Source organism: Sorangium sp. KYC3313, from assembly GCF_052075895.1.
Lineage (GTDB): Bacteria > Myxococcota_A > Polyangia > Polyangiales > Polyangiaceae > Sorangium > Sorangium cellulosum_B.
Window position 1 is genome coordinate 8,367,222 of sequence record NZ_CP197255.1, and the last position, 24,500, is coordinate 8,391,721.

Annotated in this window: 18 protein-coding genes and 1 tRNA gene (1 of these 19 only partly in view); 13 read left to right on the forward strand and 6 right to left on the reverse strand. The window is 69.6% G+C overall.

Going from position 1 to position 24,500, the window contains the following annotated elements; translation table 11 throughout:
- The 4 genes in view from ACSRUE_RS31875 to ACSRUE_RS31890 are tightly spaced (at most 47 nt apart) and all read right to left on the reverse strand, a layout consistent with a single transcriptional unit that may run on beyond the window.
- Positions 1-3,249: the 5' end (the start) of an SDR family NAD(P)-dependent oxidoreductase gene (locus ACSRUE_RS31875; protein WP_441286888.1), read on the reverse strand. Its footprint begins 16,635 nt before the window's first position; the window shows 3,249 of its 19,884 coding nt (coding positions 1-3,249); the start codon lies at positions 3,247-3,249; the stop codon falls past the left edge of the window.
- Positions 3,246-5,150: an asparagine synthase (glutamine-hydrolyzing) gene (gene asnB / locus ACSRUE_RS31880; protein ID WP_441286889.1), complete on the reverse strand. Its 1,905-nt coding sequence runs from the start codon at positions 5,148-5,150 to the stop codon at positions 3,246-3,248. The genes ACSRUE_RS31875 and asnB overlap by 4 nt, the downstream gene beginning before the upstream one ends.
- Before the next feature lie 47 nt (positions 5,151-5,197).
- Complete coding sequence (locus tag ACSRUE_RS31885) at positions 5,198-6,115, reverse strand: ACP S-malonyltransferase (protein ID WP_441286890.1); 918 nt, start codon at positions 6,113-6,115, stop codon at positions 5,198-5,200.
- Positions 6,112-6,345, reverse strand: a complete 234-nt coding sequence (locus tag ACSRUE_RS31890) for an acyl carrier protein (protein ID WP_441286891.1) — start codon at positions 6,343-6,345, stop codon at positions 6,112-6,114. The genes ACSRUE_RS31885 and ACSRUE_RS31890 overlap by 4 nt, the downstream gene beginning before the upstream one ends.
- 1,212 nt (positions 6,346-7,557) lie before the next feature.
- Here ACSRUE_RS31890 and ACSRUE_RS31895 point away from each other — a divergent pair.
- The 11 genes from ACSRUE_RS31895 to ACSRUE_RS31945 all read left to right on the forward strand — a co-directional run bounded on the left by ACSRUE_RS31895 (position 7,558) and on the right by ACSRUE_RS31945 (position 19,721).
- Positions 7,558-8,937, forward strand: a complete 1,380-nt coding sequence (locus ACSRUE_RS31895; protein WP_441286892.1) for a PfaD family polyunsaturated fatty acid/polyketide biosynthesis protein — start codon at positions 7,558-7,560, stop codon at positions 8,935-8,937.
- Positions 8,938-8,939: 2 nt separating this feature from the next.
- The gene (locus tag ACSRUE_RS31900; RefSeq protein WP_012235814.1) at positions 8,940-9,188 is read left to right on the forward strand and encodes an acyl carrier protein; all 249 of its coding nucleotides are present in this window, start codon (positions 8,940-8,942) and stop codon (positions 9,186-9,188) included.
- A complete protein-coding gene (locus tag ACSRUE_RS31905) occupies positions 9,166-10,398 on the forward strand; it encodes a beta-ketoacyl synthase N-terminal-like domain-containing protein (RefSeq protein WP_441286893.1) in 1,233 nt (410 codons plus the stop codon). Before ACSRUE_RS31900 ends, ACSRUE_RS31905 begins: the two co-directional genes overlap by 23 nt.
- 16 nt (positions 10,399-10,414) lie before the next feature.
- Positions 10,415-11,677, forward strand: coding sequence for a hydroxymethylglutaryl-CoA synthase family protein (locus ACSRUE_RS31910; RefSeq protein ID WP_012235812.1), 1,263 nt, complete (start codon positions 10,415-10,417; stop codon positions 11,675-11,677).
- 56 nt (positions 11,678-11,733) lie between these two features.
- Positions 11,734-12,441: an enoyl-CoA hydratase/isomerase gene (locus ACSRUE_RS31915; protein ID WP_044968581.1), complete on the forward strand. Its 708-nt coding sequence runs from the start codon at positions 11,734-11,736 to the stop codon at positions 12,439-12,441.
- A 1-nt stretch (position 12,442) separates the two neighbouring features.
- Complete coding sequence (locus ACSRUE_RS31920) at positions 12,443-13,192, forward strand: polyketide synthase (protein WP_012235810.1); 750 nt, start codon at positions 12,443-12,445, stop codon at positions 13,190-13,192.
- Positions 13,193-13,239: 47 nt separating this feature from the next.
- Positions 13,240-16,569, forward strand: coding sequence for an NACHT domain-containing protein (locus ACSRUE_RS31925; RefSeq protein WP_441286894.1), 3,330 nt, complete (start codon positions 13,240-13,242; stop codon positions 16,567-16,569).
- Positions 16,570-16,598: 29 nt separating this feature from the next.
- The gene (locus ACSRUE_RS31930; RefSeq protein WP_012235808.1) at positions 16,599-16,964 is read left to right on the forward strand and encodes a DUF4180 domain-containing protein; all 366 of its coding nucleotides are present in this window, start codon (positions 16,599-16,601) and stop codon (positions 16,962-16,964) included.
- A gap of 14 nt (positions 16,965-16,978) precedes the next feature.
- A complete protein-coding gene (locus ACSRUE_RS31935; RefSeq protein ID WP_012235807.1) occupies positions 16,979-18,370 on the forward strand; it encodes an amidase in 1,392 nt (463 codons plus the stop codon).
- 162 nt (positions 18,371-18,532) lie between these two features.
- The gene (locus tag ACSRUE_RS31940; RefSeq protein WP_012235806.1) at positions 18,533-19,321 is read left to right on the forward strand and encodes a HipA family kinase; all 789 of its coding nucleotides are present in this window, start codon (positions 18,533-18,535) and stop codon (positions 19,319-19,321) included.
- Positions 19,302-19,721 carry a DUF3037 domain-containing protein gene (locus tag ACSRUE_RS31945; RefSeq protein ID WP_441286895.1) on the forward strand — a complete coding sequence of 140 codons (420 nt, stop codon included), beginning with the start codon at positions 19,302-19,304 and terminating at the stop codon, positions 19,719-19,721. The genes ACSRUE_RS31940 and ACSRUE_RS31945 overlap by 20 nt, the downstream gene beginning before the upstream one ends.
- 898 nt (positions 19,722-20,619) lie before the next feature.
- Here the strand turns inward: ACSRUE_RS31945 and ACSRUE_RS31950 are convergent.
- A tRNA-Lys gene (locus ACSRUE_RS31950) sits at positions 20,620-20,695 on the reverse strand.
- A gap of 209 nt (positions 20,696-20,904) precedes the next feature.
- Here ACSRUE_RS31950 and ACSRUE_RS31955 point away from each other — a divergent pair.
- Both ACSRUE_RS31955 and ACSRUE_RS31960 read left to right on the forward strand, forming a co-directional pair.
- On the forward strand, positions 20,905-21,660 hold the full coding sequence (locus ACSRUE_RS31955; protein WP_441286896.1) for a S1 RNA-binding domain-containing protein: 756 nt from the start codon (positions 20,905-20,907) through the stop codon (positions 21,658-21,660).
- A gap of 475 nt (positions 21,661-22,135) precedes the next feature.
- Positions 22,136-23,734 carry a L,D-transpeptidase gene (locus tag ACSRUE_RS31960; protein WP_441286897.1) on the forward strand — a complete coding sequence of 533 codons (1,599 nt, stop codon included), beginning with the start codon at positions 22,136-22,138 and terminating at the stop codon, positions 23,732-23,734.
- A gap of 218 nt (positions 23,735-23,952) precedes the next feature.
- Here the strand turns inward: ACSRUE_RS31960 and ACSRUE_RS31965 are convergent, their stop codons facing one another.
- A complete protein-coding gene (locus ACSRUE_RS31965) occupies positions 23,953-24,399 on the reverse strand; it encodes an acyltransferase (RefSeq protein ID WP_441286898.1) in 447 nt (148 codons plus the stop codon).
- Positions 24,400-24,500 lie beyond the last annotated feature (101 nt).

The following is a 24,500-nucleotide window of genomic DNA, read 5'->3' on the forward strand; positions in this document are numbered from 1 at the left end:
CGCCCCCGACATCCCGATAACCGCGATGCCCTCATGCTCAGGTGCCGGGCGCGGGGCGCGCGCCTCGGGCTCGCGCGCGGGACGCGCTGCAATGTCGCCCCCGAGAGCGGGGCGCTCTCGCTCGATCGCGACAGGTCTCCCCGCGGCTGCACGCGCATCGAGCTCGCCCGAGAGGTGCGCCGCGAGCCGTCGAACGGTGGAATGGTCGTAGAGGCGCGTCGCCGGCAGGGACACGCCGTACGCCTTGTTGATCGCCCGTGTCCACTCGACGCCCACGATCGAGTCGAGCCCCAGATCCACGAACGGACGGTCCACATCGACGTCGCCGGGATCCATGTAGAGCGCGTCCGCAAGGCTCTTTGCGAGCTCGCCGTGGAGCGCGTCGAGCTCGCTCGATCGCGCCGCCCCGGCGCGCGCGTCGCCAGGTCGCCCTTCAGCATCGTCGCGCGAGAGATGCAGCGCATCCTCCCCGCCATGCTGCACCGACGGACCGGCGCCCACTCCGCCGAGCATCGGCGAAAGGTGCCGGGCCAGGCGGCCAATCGTGGGGTGGTCGTACACGCACGTCGCCGGCAGCGACAATCCGTACGCCTTGTTGATCACCCGTATCCACTCGACGCCGACGATCGAGTCGAGACCGAGCTCCGTGAAGGGACGATCCGGATCGATCTCCGCACGGTCCGTGTAGAGCGCCTCGGCCAGGCTGCTCGTCAGCCCCTCTTCCAGCGCCCCGAGGTCGTGCGCTCGCGCGCGTCCAGCCTCGGCCGCGCCGCCGCGCGGGCGGCGGTGCGCGACCGCCGATACTTCCTCCGTGCGCGGGGCGATCGACGACAGGTGGGCCGCGAGGCGGCGGATCGTGGGGTGGTCGTACACGCACGTCGCTGGCAGCGACAGCCCGTACGTCGTGTTGATCACCCGTACCCACTCGACGCCGACGATCGAGTCGAGACCGAGATCCATGAAAGGACGGTCGGGCTCGACGTCCGCCCGGTCCATGAAGAGCGCCTCGGCCAGGCTCCCCGTGAGCTCCTGCTCCAACGCGGCGAGCGTTCGCGCGCCGGCTGCGATATCCACGGGCGACGCGCGCCGGTCGCGTGCGGTCGCCGTCGTTCCTGGCATGTGGCCTCCCACGCCGCGCTCGGTCGCGCGGGGGGTCACCCGCTCGACGCCCGCGATGGCCGACGAGGCCGCCCCGCCGGCTGGTGAACCCCCCCCGTACGGCGCGGCTCCCATGGCCGACCCGGCGACGACCGCCGCCTGGTTCACGGCGGCGCCCACGGGCGAGAGCGACACCGTATGTTCGACGCCCGACGACACTGCGGGTGCCGCGAACCGCTCTTCCCCGGGCGCTCGCAGCGCGATGCCGCTTGGCTTCTCGATCGCGGCCGGGCCAGGCGGCGCCACGGTGAGCGAGACCTCGGGCGCGGGGGCGACCAGACGCCGCGTCACCCAGTACCTGCGCCGCTCGAACGGGAACAACGGCAGCGCGATCGTACGGGGGGCGGCGCCGGCGTACAGGCCGCGCCACGGGATCGACTGGCCGCGGACCCAGAGCTCCGCGAGCGACGACAGCGCCCGGCCGCCGATGTGCGCCTCGACGACCGCCGCGTCCACCGGCGCGCCCTTCGCCGTCCGCACATTCCCTCGGAAGCAACCGGCAGGGTCGACGCCCGCGACAAACGCTCGCAGCTGCTCGGACAGCGCCGCGGAGTCCTCCGCGATCAGCGCGAGTCGCTCCTCGAACTCCTCGCGCGTCGTCTGCAGGGAGTACGCGAGCTCCGAGAGCGCAACCGGCGCCTCGACCACTCTCGCCCCGATGTGCTCGAGGAGCGCCTCCGCCCAGACGCGCAGCCGCGCCGGCGTGGGGGCCGACAGCGCGACGAGGTGAGGGCCGGGGGCCGGCGCGCTCGCCTCGGGCGGCGGCGCGGGGTGCTCCTCGACGACGACGTGCGCGTACGCGCCCCCGTACCCGAACGCGCTCACGCCTGCGCGCCTCCGCGGCGCACCGTCGCCCGGCTCGCCCGCGGGCCATGCGCGGGTGCTCGTCGGGAAGTAGAACGACGTTCCGTCGAGCGAGATCCGCGAATTGAGCGCGTCGAAGTGGAGGTTTCCGGGGATCGCCCCGTGCTTCAGGGACAGGAGCACCTTGATGAGCCCGGCGACGCCGGCCGCGGCCTCGAGGTGGCCGATGTTGGTCTTGAGCGCGCCCAGCGCGCACGTTCCGGGCCGCGCTCGCCGCTCGCCGCCCTGCTCTCTCAGCGCTTCGAACGCCTGCTTGAGCCCGAGGAACTCGATGGGATCGCCGAGCGACGTGCCGGTCCCGTGCGTCTCGATGTAGCCGACGGTGTCGGGGTGCACACCGGCGTCGCGGTACGCGTCGATCAGGAGCTGGCGCTGCTGCGCCGGGCTCGTAACGGTCAACCCGCGCGTTCGGCCGCCGTGGTTGATCGCTCCCCCCTTGATGACACCGTAGATGTAGTCGCCGTCGCGGAGCGCATCGCGGAGCGGCTTCAGGAGGACCGCGCCGGCGCCCTCGCCACGCAAGTAGCCGTTGGCCCGAGCGTCGAACGTCCTGCACACGCCGTCCTTCGACAGCATCCCGGCGCTCCTGAAGGCCAAGAAGCGGCTCTCCGTCCAGCAGAGGTTGGCGCCGCCCGCGAACGCCGCCTCACATTCCCCCGCACGGATCGCCCTCGCAGCCAGGTGCACGGCCACGAGCGAGCTGGAGCACGCCGTGTCGACCGTGACGCTCGGCCCGCGGAAATCGAAGAAAAACGAGACGCGGTTGGAGAGGATCGAGCCAGAGGTCCCGGTCGAGCCGTAGAGGCTGGCGTTGTACGCGTCGTGCTCGTGCAGGAGCTCCGCGTAGTCGTCGTTGCACACCCCCATGAAGACGCCGACCTTCCGTCCCTCCAGCGACGACGGCTTGACGCGCGCGTCCTCGAGCGTGTGCCAGAGGACCTCGAGCAGCATTCGCTGCTGCGGGTCCATGAGCTCGGCCTCCTTCGGCGAGATCTTGAAGAACGCGGCGTCGAAGCAGTCGGCGTCCTCCACGAAGCCACCGCGGAACTCGCCCGCGAGCGCCGCGTCGCTCCACCGCCCGGGCGGCACTGCCGTGATCGCGCACCGGCCGCTGCGCAGGTTCTCCCAGAGCTGCTCGGGCCCGCGAGCCTGCGGGAATCGGCCCCCCACGCCGACGACGGCGACATCCGACCCGCCGAGGTCCGGGCTCTTCTTCTCATCTTTCATGCGATGAGCCTCCCGTCGAACCGCCGGACGAGCAGCGGCTCGATCGTCGGCGGCGCCGGCACGTCACGCTCCACGAAGCGCCGGTGGAGCAGCGCCGTCGAGAGAAGGAACAGAAATGTTTGGTTCTCCGCCTGGCTGATCGACTCGGCCGGCTTCGAGAGCATCCGCTCGACGAACGCCGCGCAGAATTTCACATCCAGTACGCCGATCTTCTCGAGCTCGGCCTTGGATCGGATCACGGAGAGGTAGTCCGGCTGGCGCTTCAGGAACGCGCTCGCGTCCGGCGCGCGGTAAGGCTGCTTCGGCTTCTTCAGAATTCGCTCGGGCAGCTTGGCGGCGAACGCCTTCTTGAGCAGGTATTTCTCGTCGAAGCCGTCGTCGAACGCGAGGCTCGTCGCGCACCCCAGCGCGACGACGTCCGGATCCAGGAACGGGCAGCGATTCTCCACGCCGTGCGCGAGGCTCATCCGGTCGCCCTGGGTCGACAGCAGATATCCTGCCAGCAACGTCTTGAATTCCAGCCACTGCGCCTTCTGGACGCGCGAGAGCGGCGCGTACCGCTCGTGCGGCGCCGCGACGTGCTCGGTCAGGGGCCGGAGCGCGTCGTGCCGTCCCGCCAGCAACCTCGCCGAGAGCTGCGAATTGAGGAATCGCAGCTCATGCGAGAAGAAATCGGTGGGCGGATCGCGCGAGAGCCGCTCGAAGAGCGCGGCGAGCGCCGCGAGGTTCCGCTCGTCGAACTGCCGCAGATACGGATACAGGCGCGAGAGCTTGCGCCGCCGCGCGGCGGGCTCCATCTCCGCCCACTCGGCGCGGAGCAGCGTCTCTCTGAAGATGTCGTAGCCGAGGAACGCCTCGTCCGCGCCCTCGCCGGTCAGCACCACCTTGATGCCGTGGTCCTTCACCAGCCGGGACAGGAGAAACATCGGCACGAACGCGGTCCGGAACACCGGGACCTCGGCGTGCCAGAGCGCCTCGGGGAAGGCGTCTACGATCTCCTGGCTCCCGATCCGGATCGAAGCGTGCTCCGTCCCGAGGAAGGACGACATCAGCTCCTGGTCGCCCGATTCATCGAACTCGTCCTCTTCGAAGCGGATCGAGAAGCTCTTCGTTCTACCGGTCGAGTTCTCCGCGATCAACGTCGCGACGATCGCAGAGTCGATCCCCCCGCTCAGGTAGGTGCCGACCTCGACGTCGCTGCGCAATCGGAGCCGCACGCTCTTCGAGAGCGCGTCGCGCACCTGCGCCGCGGCCTCCGGCTCGGAGAGGCCGGGCGGGGGGCGATCGATCCTCAGCGGCGCGTAGTGAACGATGTCGAACGAGCTCCCCGTGACCTGCGCGTACGCGCCGGCCGGGACCTGCCTCACCGAGCGGAACCCGCATTGATCCTCCAGCGGCGTCCAGATGCGGAAGATCGACGCGAGCTGTCCAGGGTCGAGCTCGAAGCGGAACGGCTCGTACTCCAGGAAGCACTTCAGCTCCGAGCCGAAGACGACCCCTTCCGCGTCGCGCACGTAGTAGAGCGGCCGCTTGCCGAACCGATCCCTCGCCAGCACCAGCGTTCTGTCGCGCCGATCGTAGATACAGAACGCGAACGCGCCGTTCAGACGCGTGAACGCCGCCGGGCCCCACGCGATCCATGCGTGGAGCAGCACCTCCGTGTCGGAGCTCGAGGCGAACCGGTGGCCGGCGGCGACCAGCTCCGCTCCGAGCTCCTTGTAGTTGTAGATCTCGCCGTTGAAGACGATCCAGTACCGACCCGTCGGATCGCCGATCGGCTGCTGGCCGCCGGCGAGATCCACGATGCTGAGGCGCGCGTTGCCGATCGCGACGGAGTCGTCGAAGTAGTACCCCATCTCGTCGGGGCCGCGGTGGCGGAGGCGCGCCAGCATTCGCACCACGCAATCACGGCGCGCCTCCGGCGAGAGCTCTTCCTGGAACAAACCTGCTATCCCGCACATGCAACGCCCTCGCCGTGGAATGCGCTGAACTCGGCCTGTCGATCGATGAAGAACCCGAACTTCGTAAGGCTATTCCCGTACCCGACCTCGACGAACCGACGGCACCCGAGCGCAGCGAGCTTCTTGATCCCACGCTCCCACTGCACGGGGTGGCTGATGTGGCGCGCCAGGCCGTCGCGCAGCGCTTCGGGCTCGTCGGGCAGCCAGTCCCCCGTGACGTTGTCCAGCACCGGCGCCGCGCGGGGCCCGAAGCGGACGCCCGCCAGCACCTCGGCGAATCTCACCTGCGCGTCCTCCAGCATCGGGCAGTGCCATGCGCCGCTGACCGGCAGCCGGACGATCTTCTTCGGCCGGTGCGCTCGCAGCTCCTCCTCGGCGAGCGCGATCGCCGGCACGGCGCCGGAGATCGAGTACTGCCCGACGCAGTTGTAGTTCGCGATGAACACGAGATGCCCCCGCGAGCGCAGGTCGGCCAGTACCTGCTCGAGCACCGCTTCGCGGAGCCCGATCACTGCGCACATCGCGCCGGGGCGACGCTCCACGCACTCGTCCATGAGGCGCGCGCGCTCGACGAGCGCCGCGATCGTCTGCTCGTACGTGAGCATCCCCGCGGCGTACATGGCCGACCACTGACCGACGCTGTACCCGGCGAAATACTCAGGGGTCGCCGCATCACGCTCCCGGAGCATGTCGAGCAAGACCGCGCTGACCAACACGGTCATCAGCGAGCTGAACCGGTTCTGATCGAGGATCCCGACGTCGCCTTCCTGGATCCTCCGCAAGACGTCGGTGCGCGTCGAATCGCAGATCACGCCGTATCGCTCGGCGAACCGGGGGTGCCCCATCACTCCCGAACACATGGCCGGATCTTGCGCCCCTTGCCCGGGGAACAGGAGCGCCTTCATCCCCGGAGCGCGTTCTGACGCGCGCGCTCGTCCATTGCACCGGACACGAGCGAGACGATCCCGGACAGCGAGACCACCACGTTGGACAGGAGCTCTTCATCCGTGAATCTCAGGCCGAACTCACGCTCGATAAACTGGATGAGCTCGACGTAGGCCTGAGAATCCATCAAGCCGAGCTGGAACAGATCGCTGTCTGCCTCGATTCCGCTTTCACCGTCGAATTCGATCAACAGTCGCTCAGACAGATACCTCTTGACAATCGCTTCCATAGAGATGAGCTCCGGGCGTTGACCGTCCGCTGAAGCAGCTCATGGACCAATCCGCCGTAGGCAGCCGTGTCGAACCGCGGACCATATCCGCGCCTGTTGCCTTGTCAAGGGTGGAGCAAAGTATGCGCGACGCCCGCCTGGGTCATTGGAATAGCTCTTTTCTGTTTCAGCTTCTTCAGCTTCTGTTTCAGCTTCTGTTTCAGCTTCTGTTTCAGCTTCTGTTTGCTTCTTCCTTGCCGGCTCAATTCATGACAATTCCAATACCACTGCATCAAGGGGTCGTGAGCACGAGCGGATGCGCATTGAGGCGTGACAGACGGTCGAAGACAGGTAACGAGGCATCCGCACATTTCACTTGACGCCCTACAGAACCTGTTAAGCAGACCGGAGCGGAGAAGCATCACCATCGACGACAGTACCCCTCCCCGTCGGCCAGCTCCCGGGGGGGCCAAGGCGCGCGAGGGAGTGGACATGGTCACCGGCCTGGGTCAGCAGGGTGCGGAGACGTTCTGGGATCCGCTCGATCTGTGGGTTCAAGGTACCGGCGTTCTCGCTCCAACCGCGCGTTGCTCTCGTGCAGCGTCTCGACCTCGCCGGCGAGCGCGTCCCGCTCGCTGCACCCACGCAGGTTATCGCGACGCGCGCGCGCGTCAAGCCGAGGTAAGCGCTCAGACAGCTTTGCTCGACCTCGGCGCGACGTCGTTGCGTACCGGTTGCGCGCTCCTTGGGTACGGTTGGGTACGGCGCACTCGTCACTCGTCATGTAACTCGTCACCTACGACGCCGGCGCGCCGTCAGCCCACGCCCTCCGCCCGTCCCCTCAGCGTGCTGACCACCCCAGTGAATCTACACTGAAATTTTTCACACACACCTGACGCGCACATCGACGGCGAAACGATGCGTGTGGCATGCATAAGGCGAGGGACTCCTTATATCCCATGGACAAGTGATTTCCACGCCGGCCTCCCCTCTTGCGCCCGTCGATGCAGCGTGGTATCTGCCACGGGCGTCGCGAACGAATGAGTCGCTGACGATATCAAGATTTCGCGGAGAGGGCTCGAACCTGCCCTGATTGAAGGGGTTGTACGTGCGTTTTCGCATCTCGAGGCAATCGTTCTCGATACGACGACTCCCTGCGATCCGTGGCCTACGTCGAACGGCGGCAGCTCCTCGATGATCAACGCGAAATCCCTGGGCGATCGCTCGTTCAAGGCGGATTATGGCGTGGAATATGCCTACGTCGCAGGGGCGATGTATAAGGGAATCGCGTCCAAGGAGCTCGTCGTCGCGATGGGCAAGGCGGGCTTCATCGCTTACCTCGGGACGGGCGGGCTCGACGAGCGCGAGATCGAGGCGTCCATTCGCTCGATCCAGTCCGTGATCGCGGGGAGAGCGTATGGAATGAACCTGCTCTCGAACCTCGAGTCGCCGGAGCTGGAAGAGCGCACGATCGATCTCTATCTGCGGCACGGAGTGCGGTGCGTCGAGGCCGCGGCCTACATGCGGGTCACGCCGGCGCTCGTGCGGTACCGGCTCCAGGGGCTCGCGAGCGGCGCGGGGCGGACCCTGGTCGCGCCCCGGCGCGTCCTCGCCAAGGTGTCGCGGCCCGAGGTGGCTGCGGCCTTCATGCAGCCCGCTCCGGAGGCGGTGGTCCGACAGCTCGTCGAGTCGGGGAAGCTCACCGAGCAGGACGCCGCGCTCGCTCCTCTCGTGCCGATGGCGGACGACGTCTGCGTGGAGGCGGACTCGGGGGGCCACACCGATCAGGGCGTCGCGTTCGCGCTGCTGCCGGCGATGCTCGTGCTCCGCGACGAGATGATGACGAGGTACCGCTACGAGAAGCGTATCCGCGTCGGAGCGGCGGGCGGGATAGGCACGCCTCACGCGGCCGCGGCGGCCTTCGTCATGGGCGCCGACTTCATCCTCACGGGCTCGATCAACCAGTGTACGCGCGAAGCGGGCACGAGCGAGCCGGTGAAGGCGCTGCTCCAGCAGTTGAACGTGCAGGACACGACGTACGCGCCGGCCGGCGACATGTTCGAGCTCGGGTCGAAGATTCAAGTCGTGCGGCGCGGGCTGTTCTTCCCGGCGCGGGCGAACAAGCTCCACGAGCTCTACATGCGACACGGCTCGCTGGAGGAGATCGACGCGAAGACCCGGCAGCAGATCCAGGAGAAGTACTTCCGGCGATCGTTCGACGCGGTCTGGAGCGAGACGAGGAGCTACTACGCGAGGACCTACCCGCACAGGCTCGCGGAGATCGAGCGCAGCCCGAAGCAGAAGATGGCCGCGGTGTTTCGGTGGTACTTCGCCCACACGACGCGCCTCGCCCTGGAGGGCGTCGAGGACCAGCGTCTCGATTACCAGATCCACTGCGGCCCCGCGCTGGGCGCGTTCAACCAATGGACGAAGGGGACCGCGATCGAGCCGTGGCAGAACCGCTATGTCGCCGACATCGCTCGACGCATCATGGAAGGGACTGCTGATCTGTTGAACGCACGGTTCGGCGCGATGAAGGAAGCCGCCGAGCCTCCTCAATCTGTGAGCTCATAATCATGAACCGGCAAGAAATATTCGATTTGATCGCCCGCCATGCGCGCGAGGTGCTGCCCGAGCTGGAGCAGCACCGGTTCCAGGACAGCGACCGGTTGCAGGATCTGGGAGCCAACTCCGTGGACCGCGCCGAGATCGTCATGCTGACGCTCGAGTCGCTGTCGCTCAAGATCCCGCGGGTCGAGACGTTCGGTCCAAGCAACATCGGCGAGCTTGCGGATCTGTTGCATGCGAAGCTCCGGGGAGCCTGAAGCGGCCATCACGGGCGTCGGCGTCACCTCGGCGATCGGGCAGACGCGCGACGCGTTCGCGCGTGCCCTTCTGCGCGGCGAGTCGGCCTTCGGGGTGATGCAGCGACCCGGGCGCCAGAAGGGCACTGCGTTCCTGGGGGCCGAGATCGCCTCGCTCCAGGCTCCGGAGGGTATGGCGCCGCAGACGCTGCGCAAAGCGTCGTTCTCCGCCCGGGTCGCCCTCGCGACATTGCACGAGGCATGGCGCGACGCGCGCCTCGACGACGTCGATCCGCGGCGCATCGGCCTCGTCGTCGGCGGCTCGAACGTGCAGCAGCGCGACCTCGTCCTGGCGCACGAGGAGTACGCGGGCCGGGCAGACTTCCTCCGGCCGACCTACGGCGTGTCGTTCATGGACACGGATCTGTGCGGCTTCTGCACCGAGCAGTTCGGTATCCGGGGGCTCGCGTACACCGCGGGCGGCGCGTCCGCGAGCGGGCAGCTCGCGATCATCCAAGCGATCCAGGCGGTGCAGGCCGGCCACGTCGACGTGTGCATCGCCCTCGGCGCGCTGATGGATATCTCTTTCTGGGAGTGCCAAGGGCTCGCGAGCCTCGGCGCGATGGGCTCCGAGCGCCACGCCGCCGCCCCCGAGCGGGCGTGTCGCCCGTTCGACCGCGCTCGCGACGGGTTCATCTACGGCGAGTGCTGCGGCGCGGTGGTCGTCGAGGCGCTGCCGCGCGCCGCGCGCCGCGGCGTCAGACCCTACGCCTGGCTGTCGGGCTGGGGGATCGCGATGGACGCCAACCGGAACCCGGATCCGTCGCTCGACGGCGAGGTCGAGGCGATCCGCAGGGCGCTGCGATGCGCCGGGTGCGCGCCCGCTGACATCGACTACGTGAACCCGCACGGCACGGGCTCGGTGGTGGGCGACGAGACGGAGCTCGAGGCGCTCCGCGCCTGCGGGCTGTCCCACGCTCGCCTGAACGCGACCAAATCGCTGGTGGGCCACGGGCTGAGCGCCGCGGGCGCGGTCGAGGTGATCGCGACGCTCCTTCAGATGCAGGAAGGTCGGCTGCACCCGTCAAGAAATCTCGACGACCCGATCGACCCGTCATTCAACTGGGTGCGCGGAGAGGCCGTCGCGCACACGATGAAGACCGCGCTCACGCTGAGCATGGGCTTCGGCGGGATCAACACAGCCTTGTGTCTGCGCAAGTACAGCGGATGACCTAAGGAGCGGCGGCATGATGGCAGTAGGAATCGAAGCGATAAACGCGTTCTGCGGGACGGCGTGCCTCGACGTTGCGCAGCTCGCGCGACACCGGAAGCTGGATGCGGGCCGCTTCCAGGGGCTCCTGATGATGGAGAAGACGGTCGCCCTGCCCTACGAGGATCCTGTGACGTTCGGCGCGAACGCCGCGCGGCCGATCGTCGACGCGCTCTCCACCGCGGAGAAGGATCGTATCGAGATGCTGATCACGTGCACGGAGTCGGGCATCGACTTCGGCAAGTCGATCAGCACGTACCTGCACCATCACCTGAGGCTGAGTCGCAACTGCCGTCTCTTCGAGATCAAGCAGGCCTGCTACTCCGGAACCGCTGGGCTCCAGGCGGCCGTGAGCTTCGTGCTCTCGCAGGTGTCGCCCGGGGCGAAGGCGCTGGTCGTGGCGACGGACATCTCGCGCTACATGGTGGCCGAGGGCGCGGACGCGCCGGCGCCGGAGGCGGCGTTCGCGGAGCCGAGCGCCGGCGCCGGCGCCGTCGCGCTCCTCGTCAGCGATCGCCCGCGCGTCTTCCAGCTTGACGTTGGGGCCAGCGGTTACTACGGCTACGAGGTGATGGATACGTGCCGTCCGGCTCCCGACATCGAGGCTGGCGACGCCGATCTATCGCTGCTCTCGTACCTCGACTGCTGCGAGAACGCATTCCTCGAATACAAGAAGAGGGTCCGCGACGTCGATTACGTGCGCTCGTTCGGATACCTGGCGTTCCACACGCCGTTCGGCGGGATGGTGAAGGGCGCGCACCGCACCATGATGCGCAAGATGGCGCGGGCGAAGCCGGCGGAGATCGAGGAGGACTTCGCGCGGCGCGTGAGCCCGGGGCTCGTCTACTGCCAGCGCGTCGGCAACATCATGGGCGCCACGTCGCTGCTGTCGCTCGTGAGCACGATCGCCCACGGCGACTTCCAGGCACCGGAGCGCATCGGGTATTTCTCGTACGGCTCGGGGTGCTGTTCCGAGTTCCTGAGCGGCGTCGTACGCCGCGAGGGGCAGGAAGCCGTGCGCGAGCTCCGCATCGGCCGGCAGCTCGACGACCGTCACCCGTTGTCGATCGCAGAGTACGATTACCTGATCCGCGGAAATAGCCAGCTCCGGTTCGGCACGCGGGACGTCGAGGTGCGCGAGGCAGGCCTGCCGGCGGCGAAGCCGGTCCGCGAAGGGGAGCGCCGTCTGAAGCTCCGGGCGGTAGCGAACTTCCACCGCGAGTACGAGTGGACGCCGTGACCGCCGTCCCTCCCTACCAGACGCTGCGCGTCAGGAACCAGGACGGGATCTGCTTCATGCAGATCCACCGACCCGAGGCGCAGAACACGATCGACGATCGGCTGATCGACGAATGTTCCGACGTGCTCGATCGCTGCGAGGACGCCGCGACCATCGTGGTGATCGAGGGGCTCCCGGAGACGTTCTGCTTCGGCGCCGACTTCTCGGCGATACGGGCGGCGCAGGGCGTAATGCGCGGCCCCGAGCCGCTGTACGACCTCTGGATGCGGCTCACCACCGGCCCGTACGTCGTGATCTCGCACGTGCGCGGGAAGGCGAACGCCGGCGGCATCGGCTTCGTCGCGGCGAGCGACATCGTGGTCGCCGACGCGACAGCGACGTTCAGCCTCTCCGAGCTCCTCTTCGGGTTGATCCCGGCCTGCGTCATGCCGTTCCTTGTGCGCCGCGTGGGCTTCCAGAAGGCGCACTATATGACCCTCATGACTCATCCGCTCGACGTGTCACAAGCCGCGGCGTACGGTCTCGTCGACGCGTACGACGCGAACAGCGACGCGCTCCTCCGGCGGCACCTCTCGCGCCTCCGGAGGTTGAGCAAGACCGCGGTAGCCCGCTACAAGCGGTTCTCGTCAGCCCTCGGCGGCGCCGTCGCCGCGAGCCGGCCGCTGGCGCTCGCGACGAACAAGGAGGTGTTCTCCGATCCGCGCAACATCGAGGGCATCATGCGCTACGTCGATGAGGGGATCTTCCCCTGGGAGCGCCCCTAACATGGCAACGCCCGTCGTTCACCTCACGACCGTCGAGCCTTCCATCGTGCAGATCAAGATGGAAGATCGCACGTACAAGAACACGTTCTCCGAGGGGATCTGCGCCGGGCTGGTGGACGCGTTCCGTCGCGTGGCGTCCGATCCGGACTGCAAGGTCGTCGTCGTCACCGGGTACGACACCTACTTCTGCTCGGGAGGCACGCAGGAGGGGCTCCTGAGCCTCTCCGGTGGGCAGGGGAAGTTCACCGACACGCCGATCTACCACCTCCCGCTCGCCTGCGAGGTGCCGGTGATCTCCGCCATGCAAGGGCACGGGATCGGCGGCGGCTTCGCGCTCGGCCTGTTCGCCGACTTCGTCGTCCTCAGCCGCGAGAGCGTCTACACCGCCAACTTCATGAAATACGGATTCACGCCCGGCTTCGGCTCGACGCTCATCTTGCGCGAGAAGCTGGGCCTCCCGCTGGCGCAGGAGATGCTCATGACGGCGGGGAGCTACCGGGGCGCCGAGCTGGCCCAGCGGGGCGTGTCGTTCCCGGTCGTGCCGAGGGCGGAGGTGCTGCCGCACGCGTACCAGCTCGCGCGACAGCTCGCGGAGAAGCCGCGCCGCTCGCTCGTCATCCTGAAGAGCCACCTGGTCGCCGATCTCCGAGCGCGGCTCCCCGTGGTCGCCGACATGGAGGTCGCCATGCATGAGCAGACCTTTCATCACCCCGAGGTCCGGGAGCGGATCAAGTCCCGCTTCGGAGCGTAGCGCCCGGCGAGCCCCGCGATCGTTAGGTCATCGAGGACGAGATGCACGTGAGAATCGTCGACAGGCCCGGCGCGGGCGAGCGGGAAGACGCGATCGACATCTCGATCGAACGCCCCGCGGGAAAGGAGACCTTCGCCGCCTCGGCGAACGCCGCGCTCGCCGGCGCCGAGCTCGACGCACGGCTCGCCTGGTACTTCGCGGAGTATCCCCAGACCACGGCGCTGCCGCCCGACGATCGCGGCGTCGCGAGCGCCATCGCCGACGTAGGGCGGGCGATGGGCGAGCGCCTCGCGAAGGGCGAGGAGCGCCCCGCCGCGCTCGCCTCGGCGATCGGGGAGCGCGAGCCGCGCCGCGTCGGCGTCCTCATCGAGTCGTCGCGCGCCTCGTTCCTCGCGGCGCCGTGGGAGCTCATGGTGCTGCCGGGCGCCGACCAGCCGTGGTCGACGCTGGCGGCGCACTTCGTCCGCCGCTTTCATCGCGGAGGGCGCTCGGAGGACGATTCTCAGATCGCCTACGAGCTGGGCGTGACGCCGCCGGAGCCGGAGGCGGTGGCCGCGTTGAAGGCGCAGATGCGGGGCGACGCGCCGGCGCCGCAACCCCCGCCCGACGCGCCCTTGCGGATCCTCCACGTCGTGTCGAGGGCTCTCCGCGATCTCCTGCCGTTCACCTCGAGCCACGCGCTCGAGTGGGCCGCGGAGTCGCTCGGCGCCGAGGGGGCCGTCGACTACGAGATCTTCCCCGCGGGCTGGGCCGAGCTCCAGGCGCGCCTCGTCGATCGCCGGCGCCCGGTGCACGTCCTCCACTACGATGGGCCGATCGTCCTCGACGGCGGCATCGCCAGCGTGCTCCTCGGCGGGCCCGACGGCCCGTTCGAGCGCGTGGCGGTGGCGGAGCTCGCCTGGGCGCTCGTGCGCAGCAAGGTGGCGGCGCTCGCGGTCGACACCCGCGGAGCCTTCGACGGCGCCCACCCCGTCGCTGTGCCCGCGGCGGTGAGCGCCGTCGCGAGCGCCGCGCGCGACGCGTCCCTCGGCAACGTCATCGCCGCGGCGTACGCGGCCGATCCGTGGACGAGCGGACGATGCTTCCAGGAAGTCTACACGCGCCTGGCCGCGGGCCTCACGCTCGGCGAGGCGGTGGTCGACGCCCGGCGCGCGCTCTGCGAGCGCGCGGAGGCATCGCGCTTCACGTCGGAGCCGCGCCCGTTCCACGCCTGGCCCCTGCTCGTCCACTACGGCGGGCAGTCCGTCTCGTTCTTCGCGCAGGCGCAGGCGCGCGCGAGCCTCGAAGAATCGCAGGCGCTCGCGCGCGCACGGCGCCGTCTGCTCGGCTTTCACGCGACGCTCCTGCCGCCCCTCCTCCGGCACGCCGGCGACGGCGTCGCGGTCGCCGCGCTCGGCGCCATCGCCCGGGGCCGGCGCGCGATCGCGCTGACGGGCGAGCCCGGCGCCGGCAAGTCTCACGCCGCGCACCGCGTCGCGCTGTACCTCGCGCAGCGCGACGCGGTCGACTTCGCCTTCTACTTCGACTTTGGCGCCGAACCGTACTCGGTGGACGACATACTCGAGATGATCGCGCCGGTCCTCGGGCTCGCGCCAGATCGAAAGGCCGAGACGAGGGTCGCGCTCGCGAAGCTCCGCTGCTGCTTCGCGCTCGACGACGTGGATCGCGCCGCCCATCGCGCCAACGGTGCGCCGGGGGCAGCCGCCGGCCCGTTGCTCGAGTTCGTCCGCGAGCTCCTCGCGGCCGGACACGTCGTGGTCACGATCGGGGCGACCAAGGCCGCCGCTGTCGCGCCGGACTTCGTCGAGCTCCCGGTGGCTCCGCTCTCCGCCGACGAGCAGCAGGCGCTGGCGGCCGACGAGCTCCGCGCGCGCGACCTCCAGGGCCGGGACCGCGACGCGGACTGGCCCGCGCTCCTCGCGGCGACGCGAGGCCACCCGTTCCTCCTCGAGCGCGCGGTCCGCCTCCTGCGCGACGGCTCGGTGAGGGGCGTCGCCGACGGGGTACGATCGCGCGTCCCGACGGGGCACGCCCCGGTCGAGGCGTTCTACGGGTGGCAGTGGGCTGAGATGCCGCAGCCCTGGAGGAGCCTGCTCCTCGCGTGCGCGCAGGTCGACGGCCTGCTCCTCGAGATCCTGATGGTGGCCGTCGATCAAAAGACGCCCTTCGCGCCGGCGAAGAGGCTCCTGGCGCGGCTGGGCGACGAGTCCGCCGTCTTCTCCCAGGGGCTCGCGCTGTGGGAGCGGCGTGGGTTCCTCGTGCGACTCCCGCACGGCCGGATGATCGACCCGCGGTGCCGCGCCTTCCTGGAGCTCGCCGGCCGAAGCGAGCGCTGGGACGGCGGCTCGGCCGACGCGGAGCTCGAGCTCAGCCAGACGCTCTGCGAGGGGCTGCGGATCCTGAGCGCGCACCTGCAGGGCCGGGCCAACCCCGCGCTCACGCACTATCTCCTGATGAACCGGCGGCACTGGGTCGCGCATTTCGAGCGCCTCTGGTTCGCGGGCGACCTCCGCGGCTTCCTCGGCGTGATGCACGCGTTCAACCAGCTCTTGCGCCAGGCCCAGCTCGGAGCGGAGAGCGCCGCGTGGTCGCTCCGCCTCGTGCAGCGGTCGCCTGTGCCCGACGTGGACGGCGAGGCGCCGCCGGAGGCTTCGCTGGCCTGGCTGGTCGTCGCGCTACAGGCGCTCGGCGCGAGCGGCGCCGCTGCCGACCGGGCGCTGTGCGAGGGGGCCGCCGCCTGGCAACGGTGGCTCGACGCGCTGCCGGAGCCCATCGAGCTGCGCCGCGCGCGCCAGTTCCAGCAGGTCGCCACCTTCCTCGACGCGCTCTACCGCGCCCGGCAGGACTGGGCGACGGCCATCGCCGTCGACGAGAAGGCTCACCGCTTCTACAAGCGCATCGGGGCGTGGCCGGCCGCCGTTCAGGCGCTCAGGTCGCTCGCGCGCTGTCACGTCGAGCTCGGCGACGCGGGGGCGGCGCTGCGTCTCGAGGACGAGATCCTCCACGACATCCCGTACGCGGACGCGCCGCCCGGGTTCCAGGCGCAGCAGCTCTTCGACGTCGCCGTGGCGCGCGCCGCGCGGGGCGCCTTCGCCGGCGCGCAGTCGGCGCTGGACCGACTGAAGGCGATGGATGACGCGAAGCGGTTCGGCGACTCGCTCGAGGCGCTGCAGGCCGACGTGCGCTATGAGCAGGGGAGCTACGCCGACGCTCTGCGCGACTACTGCGCGCTGTGGACGCGCGCCCTAGAGACGCAGCAGGCGCCGTTCGTCGAGCGCCTGCGGACGCGGCTCCTCGATCTGCGCGGCAAGCTCGGCGAAAAGGAGTTCGAGCGGCGCATCGAGCGCGAGCTGCCCGAGGGGATCGCTCGCCCCTAGGGCACCGCCACGCCGAAGGAGATATCGATATGGGAACGGAGTTGATCGAGAGAGGCTCGCTGCGGATCGTCCATGTCACCTCGACGGACAAGCCCATCCGCGCACGGCAGGACGCGCTCGACGTGATGGTGGGGCACGGCTACACCGACGTGGCCGGCATCGCGATCGACGAGACCTGCTTCGACCCCGACTTCTTCCGCCTGAAGACCGGGATCGCAGGTGAGCTCCTGCAGATCTTCGTCAACTACCGTATCCGCGTCGCGATCCTCGGCGATTTCTCGAAATACCCCGGCGACACCCTTCACGCCTTCATCGCCGAGTGCAATCGAGGGCAACACATCTTCTTCGTCCATGACGTGGAAGAGGCGATTCGATATTTCAGCCACCACGCATGAAAGGGTCCGGGCCGATGACGCTTGCGGACAATCTGGTAAATTACGACGCCTCCGCGCTGGCGGAGGCGATCCGGCAGCGGAGCCTCTCCGCCGCTGACGTCGTCGAGGCGTGCTATGCGCGCATCGAGCGGCTGAACGGCGCGGTCAACGCGATCGTAACGCTGGACAAGGAGCGCGCCCGCGCGCGAGCACGCGCGGCCGACCTCGCGCTCGCGCGCGGCGAGGCCGTCGGACCGCTGCACGGCGTCCCGGTGACAGTGAAGGACGCCCTGCACACCGCCGGCCTCCGGACCACCGCCGGCCACGAGCGGCTCCGCGATTTCGTCCCGGAGCGCGACGCAGCTGCCATCGACCGGATCCAGGAGGCCGGCGCGATCGTGATCGGCAAGACGAACTGCTCGACCTTGTGCGGCGACCTGCAGACGAGCAACCCCATCTTCGGGACCACGAACAACCCGTGGGAGAACACGCGGACGTCGGGCGGCAGCTCCGGCGGCGAGGCCGCGGCGGTGGCGCTCGGGCTCTCCGCGCTCGGCATCGGGACCGACACGGGCGGGAGCATCCGCGTGCCCGCGAGCTACTGCGGCGTCTACGGCTTCAAGCCGTCGCTGCGGAAGGTGCCGTCGGACGGGCCGGCGTTTCCGCTCGACGCCGCCCCTCGCCGGGAAGATCACCTGACGGTGATCGGGCCGATCGCGCGCTCGGTGCGCGATCTCATGCTCTGCTACGATGTGCTCTCCGGCGAGTCATGCTCGGCCGCGACGAGCGCTCCACCGCCCCGCGTCGCGTGGACGCACGAGTTCGCCTTCCCCATGGACGACGCGGTAACGGCGGAGCTCGAGAGGGCGTTCGACGCGCTGCGCGGGAGCGCGGCGCAGGTCGAGAAGGTCGCCTCTCCGTTCGATCTCTGGAAGACGAACCTGAGCTATTTCATGCTGAACATGTACGAATTCAAGACGAAGGAGACCGACGCGGCGTTCTATCGCTTGTTCTGGATGTTCGAGTGGATGCGCTCGGCGTTCCGCGGCGGGCTCGATGGCAGCTACGCCAGGCTCAAGGCGGAGCAGCGCGAGCTGTCGGGGCGCTTCGAGAGCTTCATTGAAGCATACGATTGTTGGGTGGTCCCCGCGACTCCGTCGGTCGCCATCCGCCATCAAAAGACTGGCCGCTCCGTCCCCATGACGGTGAACGGGAAAGAGAAGAAGGTCGAATACTGGAACGCGGTCGGTGGATTCGCCTTCTTCGTGAATCTGCTCGGCAACCCGAGCGTCGTGATCCCTGTCGGCAGGAGCAAGGACGGGTTGCCCGTAGGCGTGCAGGTCGTCGGGAAGCACGGACAGGACGCGAGCCTCCTGCGCGCCGCGCGGTTCATCGCCGACACGATCGGCCAGCTCCGCACGGCGTGACCGACCCGGCGCTCTTCAGGTTGATTTCCTTCCGCGCTGGCGATGGAGTAGGATCGGCCCCGGATGGCCGACATTCATCGATGCATGGGATGATCAGGTAAAAATGGTGAATGGATTCGACAGGGATCGGAAGGCGCATCTGCTCCGCTCCCGAGGTGCCGAATGATCCGGACCGTGCGCACGACCCGCTATGTAGCCCCGCTCCGTGAGGGCGGGTCGGTGCCGGCCATCGTCGAGGCGGACGACGATGGCCTCTACGTGGTGAAGCTCCGCGGCGCCGGCCAGGGGCCGAAGGCCCTGATCGCGGAGCTCGTCGCGGGGCAGATCGGGCGAGCCCTCGGGCTGCCAGTGCCGGAGATCGTCCTCATCGAGCTCGACGTGGAGTTCGGGCGCACCGAGCCGGACCCCGAGATCGCTAAGATACTCTCGGCGAGCGCCGGCCTGAACGTCGCGCTCGACTACCTCCCCGGGTCGCTCGCGTTCCAGCCGTTCACCGGCGGAAAGCTCGATCCGGCGCTCGCGTCGGCCGTGGTCTGGTTCGACGCCTTCGTCAGCAACATGGACCGCACTCCCCGCAACCCGAACCTGCTCCTCTGGCACAGGAAGCTCTGGCTCATCGATCACGGCGCGGCGCTGTACGTCCATCACGCCTGGAGCGAGGGCGTCGATCCCCTGGCCGAGGCCCACGATCGCTTCCCGCAGATCGAGAGCCACATACTGCTCCCCTATGCGACCGACATCGCGGCTGCGGACGCCGTGCAGAGCGCCCTGCTCACGCCCGAGAAGATCGCGGGCATCGTCGCGGAGATCCCGGATGCGTGGCTGGTCGATCGGGCGCCCTCGACGGACCCCGAGGAGAGCCGCGCGGCCTACGCCGACTATCTGAACCGCCGCCTCGCTCCGCCGCGGGGATTCGTGGAGGAGGCGCTCGATGCTCGGGCTAGGCGCTAGCCCTCCGGGCCGACTCGGGGCCCGCGAGGCCTTCGCCTATGCGGTGCTCCGCGTGGTCCCGCGCATCGAGCGCGGCGAGCGCGTCAACGTCGGGGTGGTGCTCCACTGTCGCTCCCGGGGCTTCCTCGACGTGCGCTGCGAGCCTGACGAGCGCCGCCTGCTCGCCCTGGCGCCGGACCTCGATCTACCGGCGGTGCGCCAGCACCTGGAGTTTGTGCGCCTGGTGTGCGCCGGCGATCCGGCCTCGGGCTATGTCGCCGGGCTCCCTCAGGAGGAGCGGTTTGGGTGGCTGGTCTCCCCGTCGAGTACCATCGTGCAGCCGTCGCCCTCCCACACCGGGCTGTGCGCCGATCCTGCCGAGACCCTGGGGTGGCTGCTCGATCGCCTCGTGCGGGTCTGAGGACCTGCGCGGATCCCTGGATCGACGGCAGCTGGTGCAGCTTATCATATGCCTTCACCAGAGAGAGGAGACCCTTCGATGGGTGGAATGAGTCCACCTTGCTCTTCTGGTGTGAGCTCTGGACGCAGAGCTTGAGCAGACGAGGTTTCGCATCGGCCGGTGGACGCTGTCCATCTGAGATCGACTCACCATCGCGAGCGTCGGGGGCCGAAGCGGGAGCCTCCATGGTTGGCCCGGGCAGTGCATATCCGTGCTGGCGGCAGGAGGTTCCGCTTTCATGGTGGCGTTCCCGCCCAGGGATGCAGCCGTTGGCGCATGGGTTCGCGCGCTCCGGCGCTCCATCCCCATGACCATGGTCTGCCCGGACGCCACGGGAGATGCCTCTTGCGAGGCGTTCACAGGAAGCTGTCCGATCGGAGGGGACTGAGAGCACCCCGCCCCCGAAGACAGCACGGCAAGAAGCGCGATGGTGCAACGCCACGGAACCGTTTCTCTCACCATGGTGATGCCCCCTTTCGGGCGGGGGGGACCCACGGTCGAGCGGGAAGAGCGGGAAGGGCTCACCGAGCGCCAGCGTGCCCGGCGAATGCGCCGTCGCTCCTCGGCCGCAAGTCGCCTTGCGCGCGAGCTCCCGGCCTCGGCGGGGTGGACCTGCCCGGCCTCATCGCTCCCCGCAGGGCTCGCTGTCGCCCGCCACGACCGGTGGCGGCCACGCCAGGCTTCCCGCGTGCCGGGCACCGCGAGTCTCGACGACCCTGGGCTACATGCACCTGTCGCCGAGCGCGAAGCGGACCGCGATCGCGCTGCTCGACGGGCCGCCTGCCGGGGCGGTCCGTGGAGAAAACCTGGAACAGGCGGGGATGCTGGTCGGAAAGGTCAGCAGTTCCGCGTAGTTACTTGGTGGGTCGACAGGGACTCGAACCCTGGACCTACGGATTAAAAGTCCGCAGCTCTACCGACTGAGCTATCGACCCGATTCAGCGGCCGGCGAAGCTAGCAGAAGCCCCCGCCAGGTTCCACCTTTCCGTTCCCGCCGCCTCCTTGCTCTCCGCCCTCCCCGTCCTCTCCCCGGTCCCGTCCCCCTCCTCCCCCTTCGGCCCCTGCCCCTCCTCCCGCCTCTCCCCTCGCTTCCCGCTCACCGCCGCCTTCCTCGCGCCCTCGCCTCGCGCTATGAGGTCGCGCCATGTCGTCGTCACGCCCTTCCGCCGCCTCCAAGGAATCGTTCGCTTCGCTCTTCGAGCAGTCCGAAGGAGCTGGCAAGCAGCGCCGCCGCCAGTACCACACGGGGGAGACCGTCGAGGTGACCGTGGTCGCGATCGCTCGCGAGGCGGTCTTCGCGGATCTTGGCGGCAAGCAGGAGGGCATGTTCGAGCGCCCGGCGCTCGCCGACGGCGACGGCAACCTCCGGGTCGCGGTCGGCTCGCGGATCTCGGCCGTGGTATCCGGCGTCGACGCTGGCACCGGTCAGGTGCGCCTCACGCCGGTCGTCGTGCGCGCGAACGACGGCGGCGACGGCGCGACGTCGCTCGCGGCCTCCGCGCCTGCCGCGGGCGGCGCGCCGCTGCTCGTCGAGGGAGCGCGGGTCAAGGGCAAGGTGACGGGCATCGAGCGTTACGGCGTCTTCGTCCAGATCGCAGGCACCTCGGGCCGCTCGGGCCGCGGCCTCGTCCCGACGGCGGAGACGGCGACGCCTCGCTCCGCCGACCTGAAGAAGCACTTCACGGTGGGGCAGGACGTCGAGGCGAAGATCCTCAACGTGGACGAGTCCGGCAAGATCCGCCTCTCGATCTCCGCGCTCCGCGTCGACGAGGAGCGCGGCCAGTTCGAGTCGTACGCCAAGGGCGAGCGCTCCGGCGGCGGCAACGACAAGGGCGCGAAGCCTTCGCCTCGCAACTTCGGCACGCTGGGTGACCTGCTCGCGAAGAAGGTCAAGCGCTAGCGCTTCTTCCCCCTCCCGTCTCCCTCTCCAGCTTCGGCTTCTCGTCGCCCGCTGGCTCGCTGGCCCCGCGCGCCTTCGTACCTCGGGCCTGGGTGTCCCTGCCTCCGCCTTCGCGTCGATGCCTTCCCTCGCTCGAGCCTCCGCCCCCGCGTCGCAGCCCGCACCGCAGCGCTCTCCGCGCACGCGCGCTCGCCCCCGCGTCGGCTCCCGCACCACGGCGCCCTCCCGCTCGCCCTCCGGCGCCCTGCGCCGCGCTCTCGCCGTCGCCTCCGCCTTCGCCGTCGCCTCCCCGCTCGCCTTTTCGGCTGCGGCCTGCTCTCCGTCCCAGGACCCGCCCGGCAGGGCCACCGACGATCGCCGCTCCGGCTCCGCTCACGCGACCGCCCCGCTCGCCACCGGTGCCGCCCTCGCGGGCCCGGGTCTCCCCTCGCCCGAACCGCTGGCCCCCTCTCCTGGGTCCGCCGCGCCGGACGCCGTGTCTCCTGCGTCGCTCGCGTCATCGGCCGCCGCATCGCCCTCCTCGAAGGAGGCCACGCTCCCGGGCCGGGGCGCGAAGATCGCCAGCATCGCGATGCGCACCTGGATCTACGTCGCTCCCGACGAGCGCTCGACGAAGCTCGGTTACCTGCGCGCCGGCGCGGTCGTCGATCGGGCCGAGCTCCCTGCGGGCACCGACGGATGTGCCGGCGGCTGGTACCGGATCGCGCCACGCGGTTACGTCTGCGTGGGCAAGGGCGCGTCGCTCGCGCTCGAGCACCAGGTGGTCGCCGCCGCCGTGCGCGGCCCGCGCCGTGGCGCGCCGGTGCCTTATCACTACGTCATGTCGCGCTCGCCCCCGCCGCACCTCTACTTCCGGCTCCCGACCGTCGAGGATCAGCGCCGCGTCGAGGGGTCCAAGCTCGGCGTCCACCTCGCCCGCGCCGCTGTCGCGCCCTCGTCGTTGCCGCTCGATCCCGTGCCGGAGTTCCTCCTCGCCGGCCGGGATCTCCCCAAGCCGTACGGCGCCGAGGAGAAGCTCCACTACTCGGTGCATACGGGCCGCACCAAGGAGAGCTCCGCCTTCGGCCTGATCACGACCTTCGAGTGGACCAACCGCCGCTTCGGCCTCACGACCGAGCTCGACCTCATCCCGCTCGATCGCACCCGCCCCGCGCGCCTCAGCGCGATGCGCGGCGTGATCATCAAGGATCTCGACGCCGAGGGCGCCGAGGGCCCCGCGAGCGCCACCGACACGGCATCCCCGGCCGCCGCGGCGTCATCGGCATCCCCCACGCCCTCGGCCGCCCCGACGCCCGCCGCCGCTCCACCGGCCGACACGGCGAGCTTCTCCATCGCCGAGCTGCCTGCCGACGAGCTGCCTCCCCCGCCGCCCGGCACCGATCCCCGCCCCGATCCCGCCTTGAAGGGCGCCCCTGCCTTCGTCCGCGTCCACGGCACCACGCGGCAGCGCCTCTCCGCGTCGGGCCGCGCGCTCGTCAACGCGGGCCTCGCGCCGCACCGCTCGGGCTGGGTGCTCACCGGCCGCACGCGTGGCGGCGCCAAGGGGCTGCTCGAGACCACCGAGGGCTCATGGCTCGCCGCCGACCACCTCGTCATCGCCGAGCTGCGCAAGGACCCTCAGGGGTTCGCGCGCGGCGGCAAGAAGTGGATCGACATCTCGATCCGCCGCCAGATGCTCGTCGCTTACGAGGGCACGCGCCCCGTGTTCGCGGCGCTCATCTCCAGCGGTCGCAGCGGCATGGCCGATCCCGAGGAGACCGACGCCACCGTCCGTGGCTCGTTCTACATCCACGCGAAGCACGTCTCGACCACGATGGACGGCGATGACGAGGCGTCCGAGGCGGCGTTCGACCTGCGTGACGTGCCGTACACCCAGTACTTCCACGGGGGTTACGCGCTGCATGGCGCGTACTGGCACGACGAGTTCGGCAAGGCGCGCAGCCACGGCTGCATCAACCTGGCCCCTGCCGACGCGGCCTGGCTCTTCGAGTGGACCGAGCCCGCCGTCCCGCCCGAGTGGCACGGAGCGATGAACATCGAGGGCGGCGGCACGCTCGTTTATGTGCACGGCTGACGGCTCCGCGCACGGCTGACGGCTCCGTGCACGGCTGACGGCTCCGTGCACGGCTGACGGCTCCGCGCACGGCTGACGGCTCCGCGCACGGCCGACGGCTCCGGCCTTCCCCGACCCCCCTCACGACAGCCGGACGACCGGCCCAGCTCGCCAGGTGCATCTGACAAGCTGGGCGGTGACCCGCTACCCGACCGCTGCTGGCCCGCCCGTCCGTCCCGTTACTGGCAGGACGCCGGCATCTGCGCGCCGACCAGGAGGCCGCGCAGGGTCGAGAGCGCTTGCCGCCCCTGCGGCGAGTTCGCCAGGCCGTCGCACGCCGAGGCGGCCGCGAGGTAGCCGCCCTGCTGCTCGGGCGGGGCCGACTTCGCGTTCTGGCGCAGCGCCGCGCAGCACTTGCGGATCCCGCTCGGATCGCTCGTGCCGACCACCTTCTTTCCAGCGTCCGCGTCCGCCGTGTCGGCGTCCGCCGCATCCGCCCCGGCGTCCTCTTCGGGCACGATCTGCGTCGTGGGGGTCGGCGTCGGGGCCGGCGTCGGCTCGACGGGCGCCGAGGGCACCGGCGGAACGTCGTCCTCTTCCTTCTTGGGGCACCCGCTGGTGACCAGAGCCACTGCAAGGGGGAACATCAGCGCCCCCAGAACCGTGAAGAGCCGTGTAGGTTTCATCTCACCTCAAGTATCCGATTCGCGTTTGCGTGGGAACTTCTGTTCGACGAGGAACGCCCCGATCGCAACCAACTTCCCCGAGCGCACGCGGTCATGAGGCC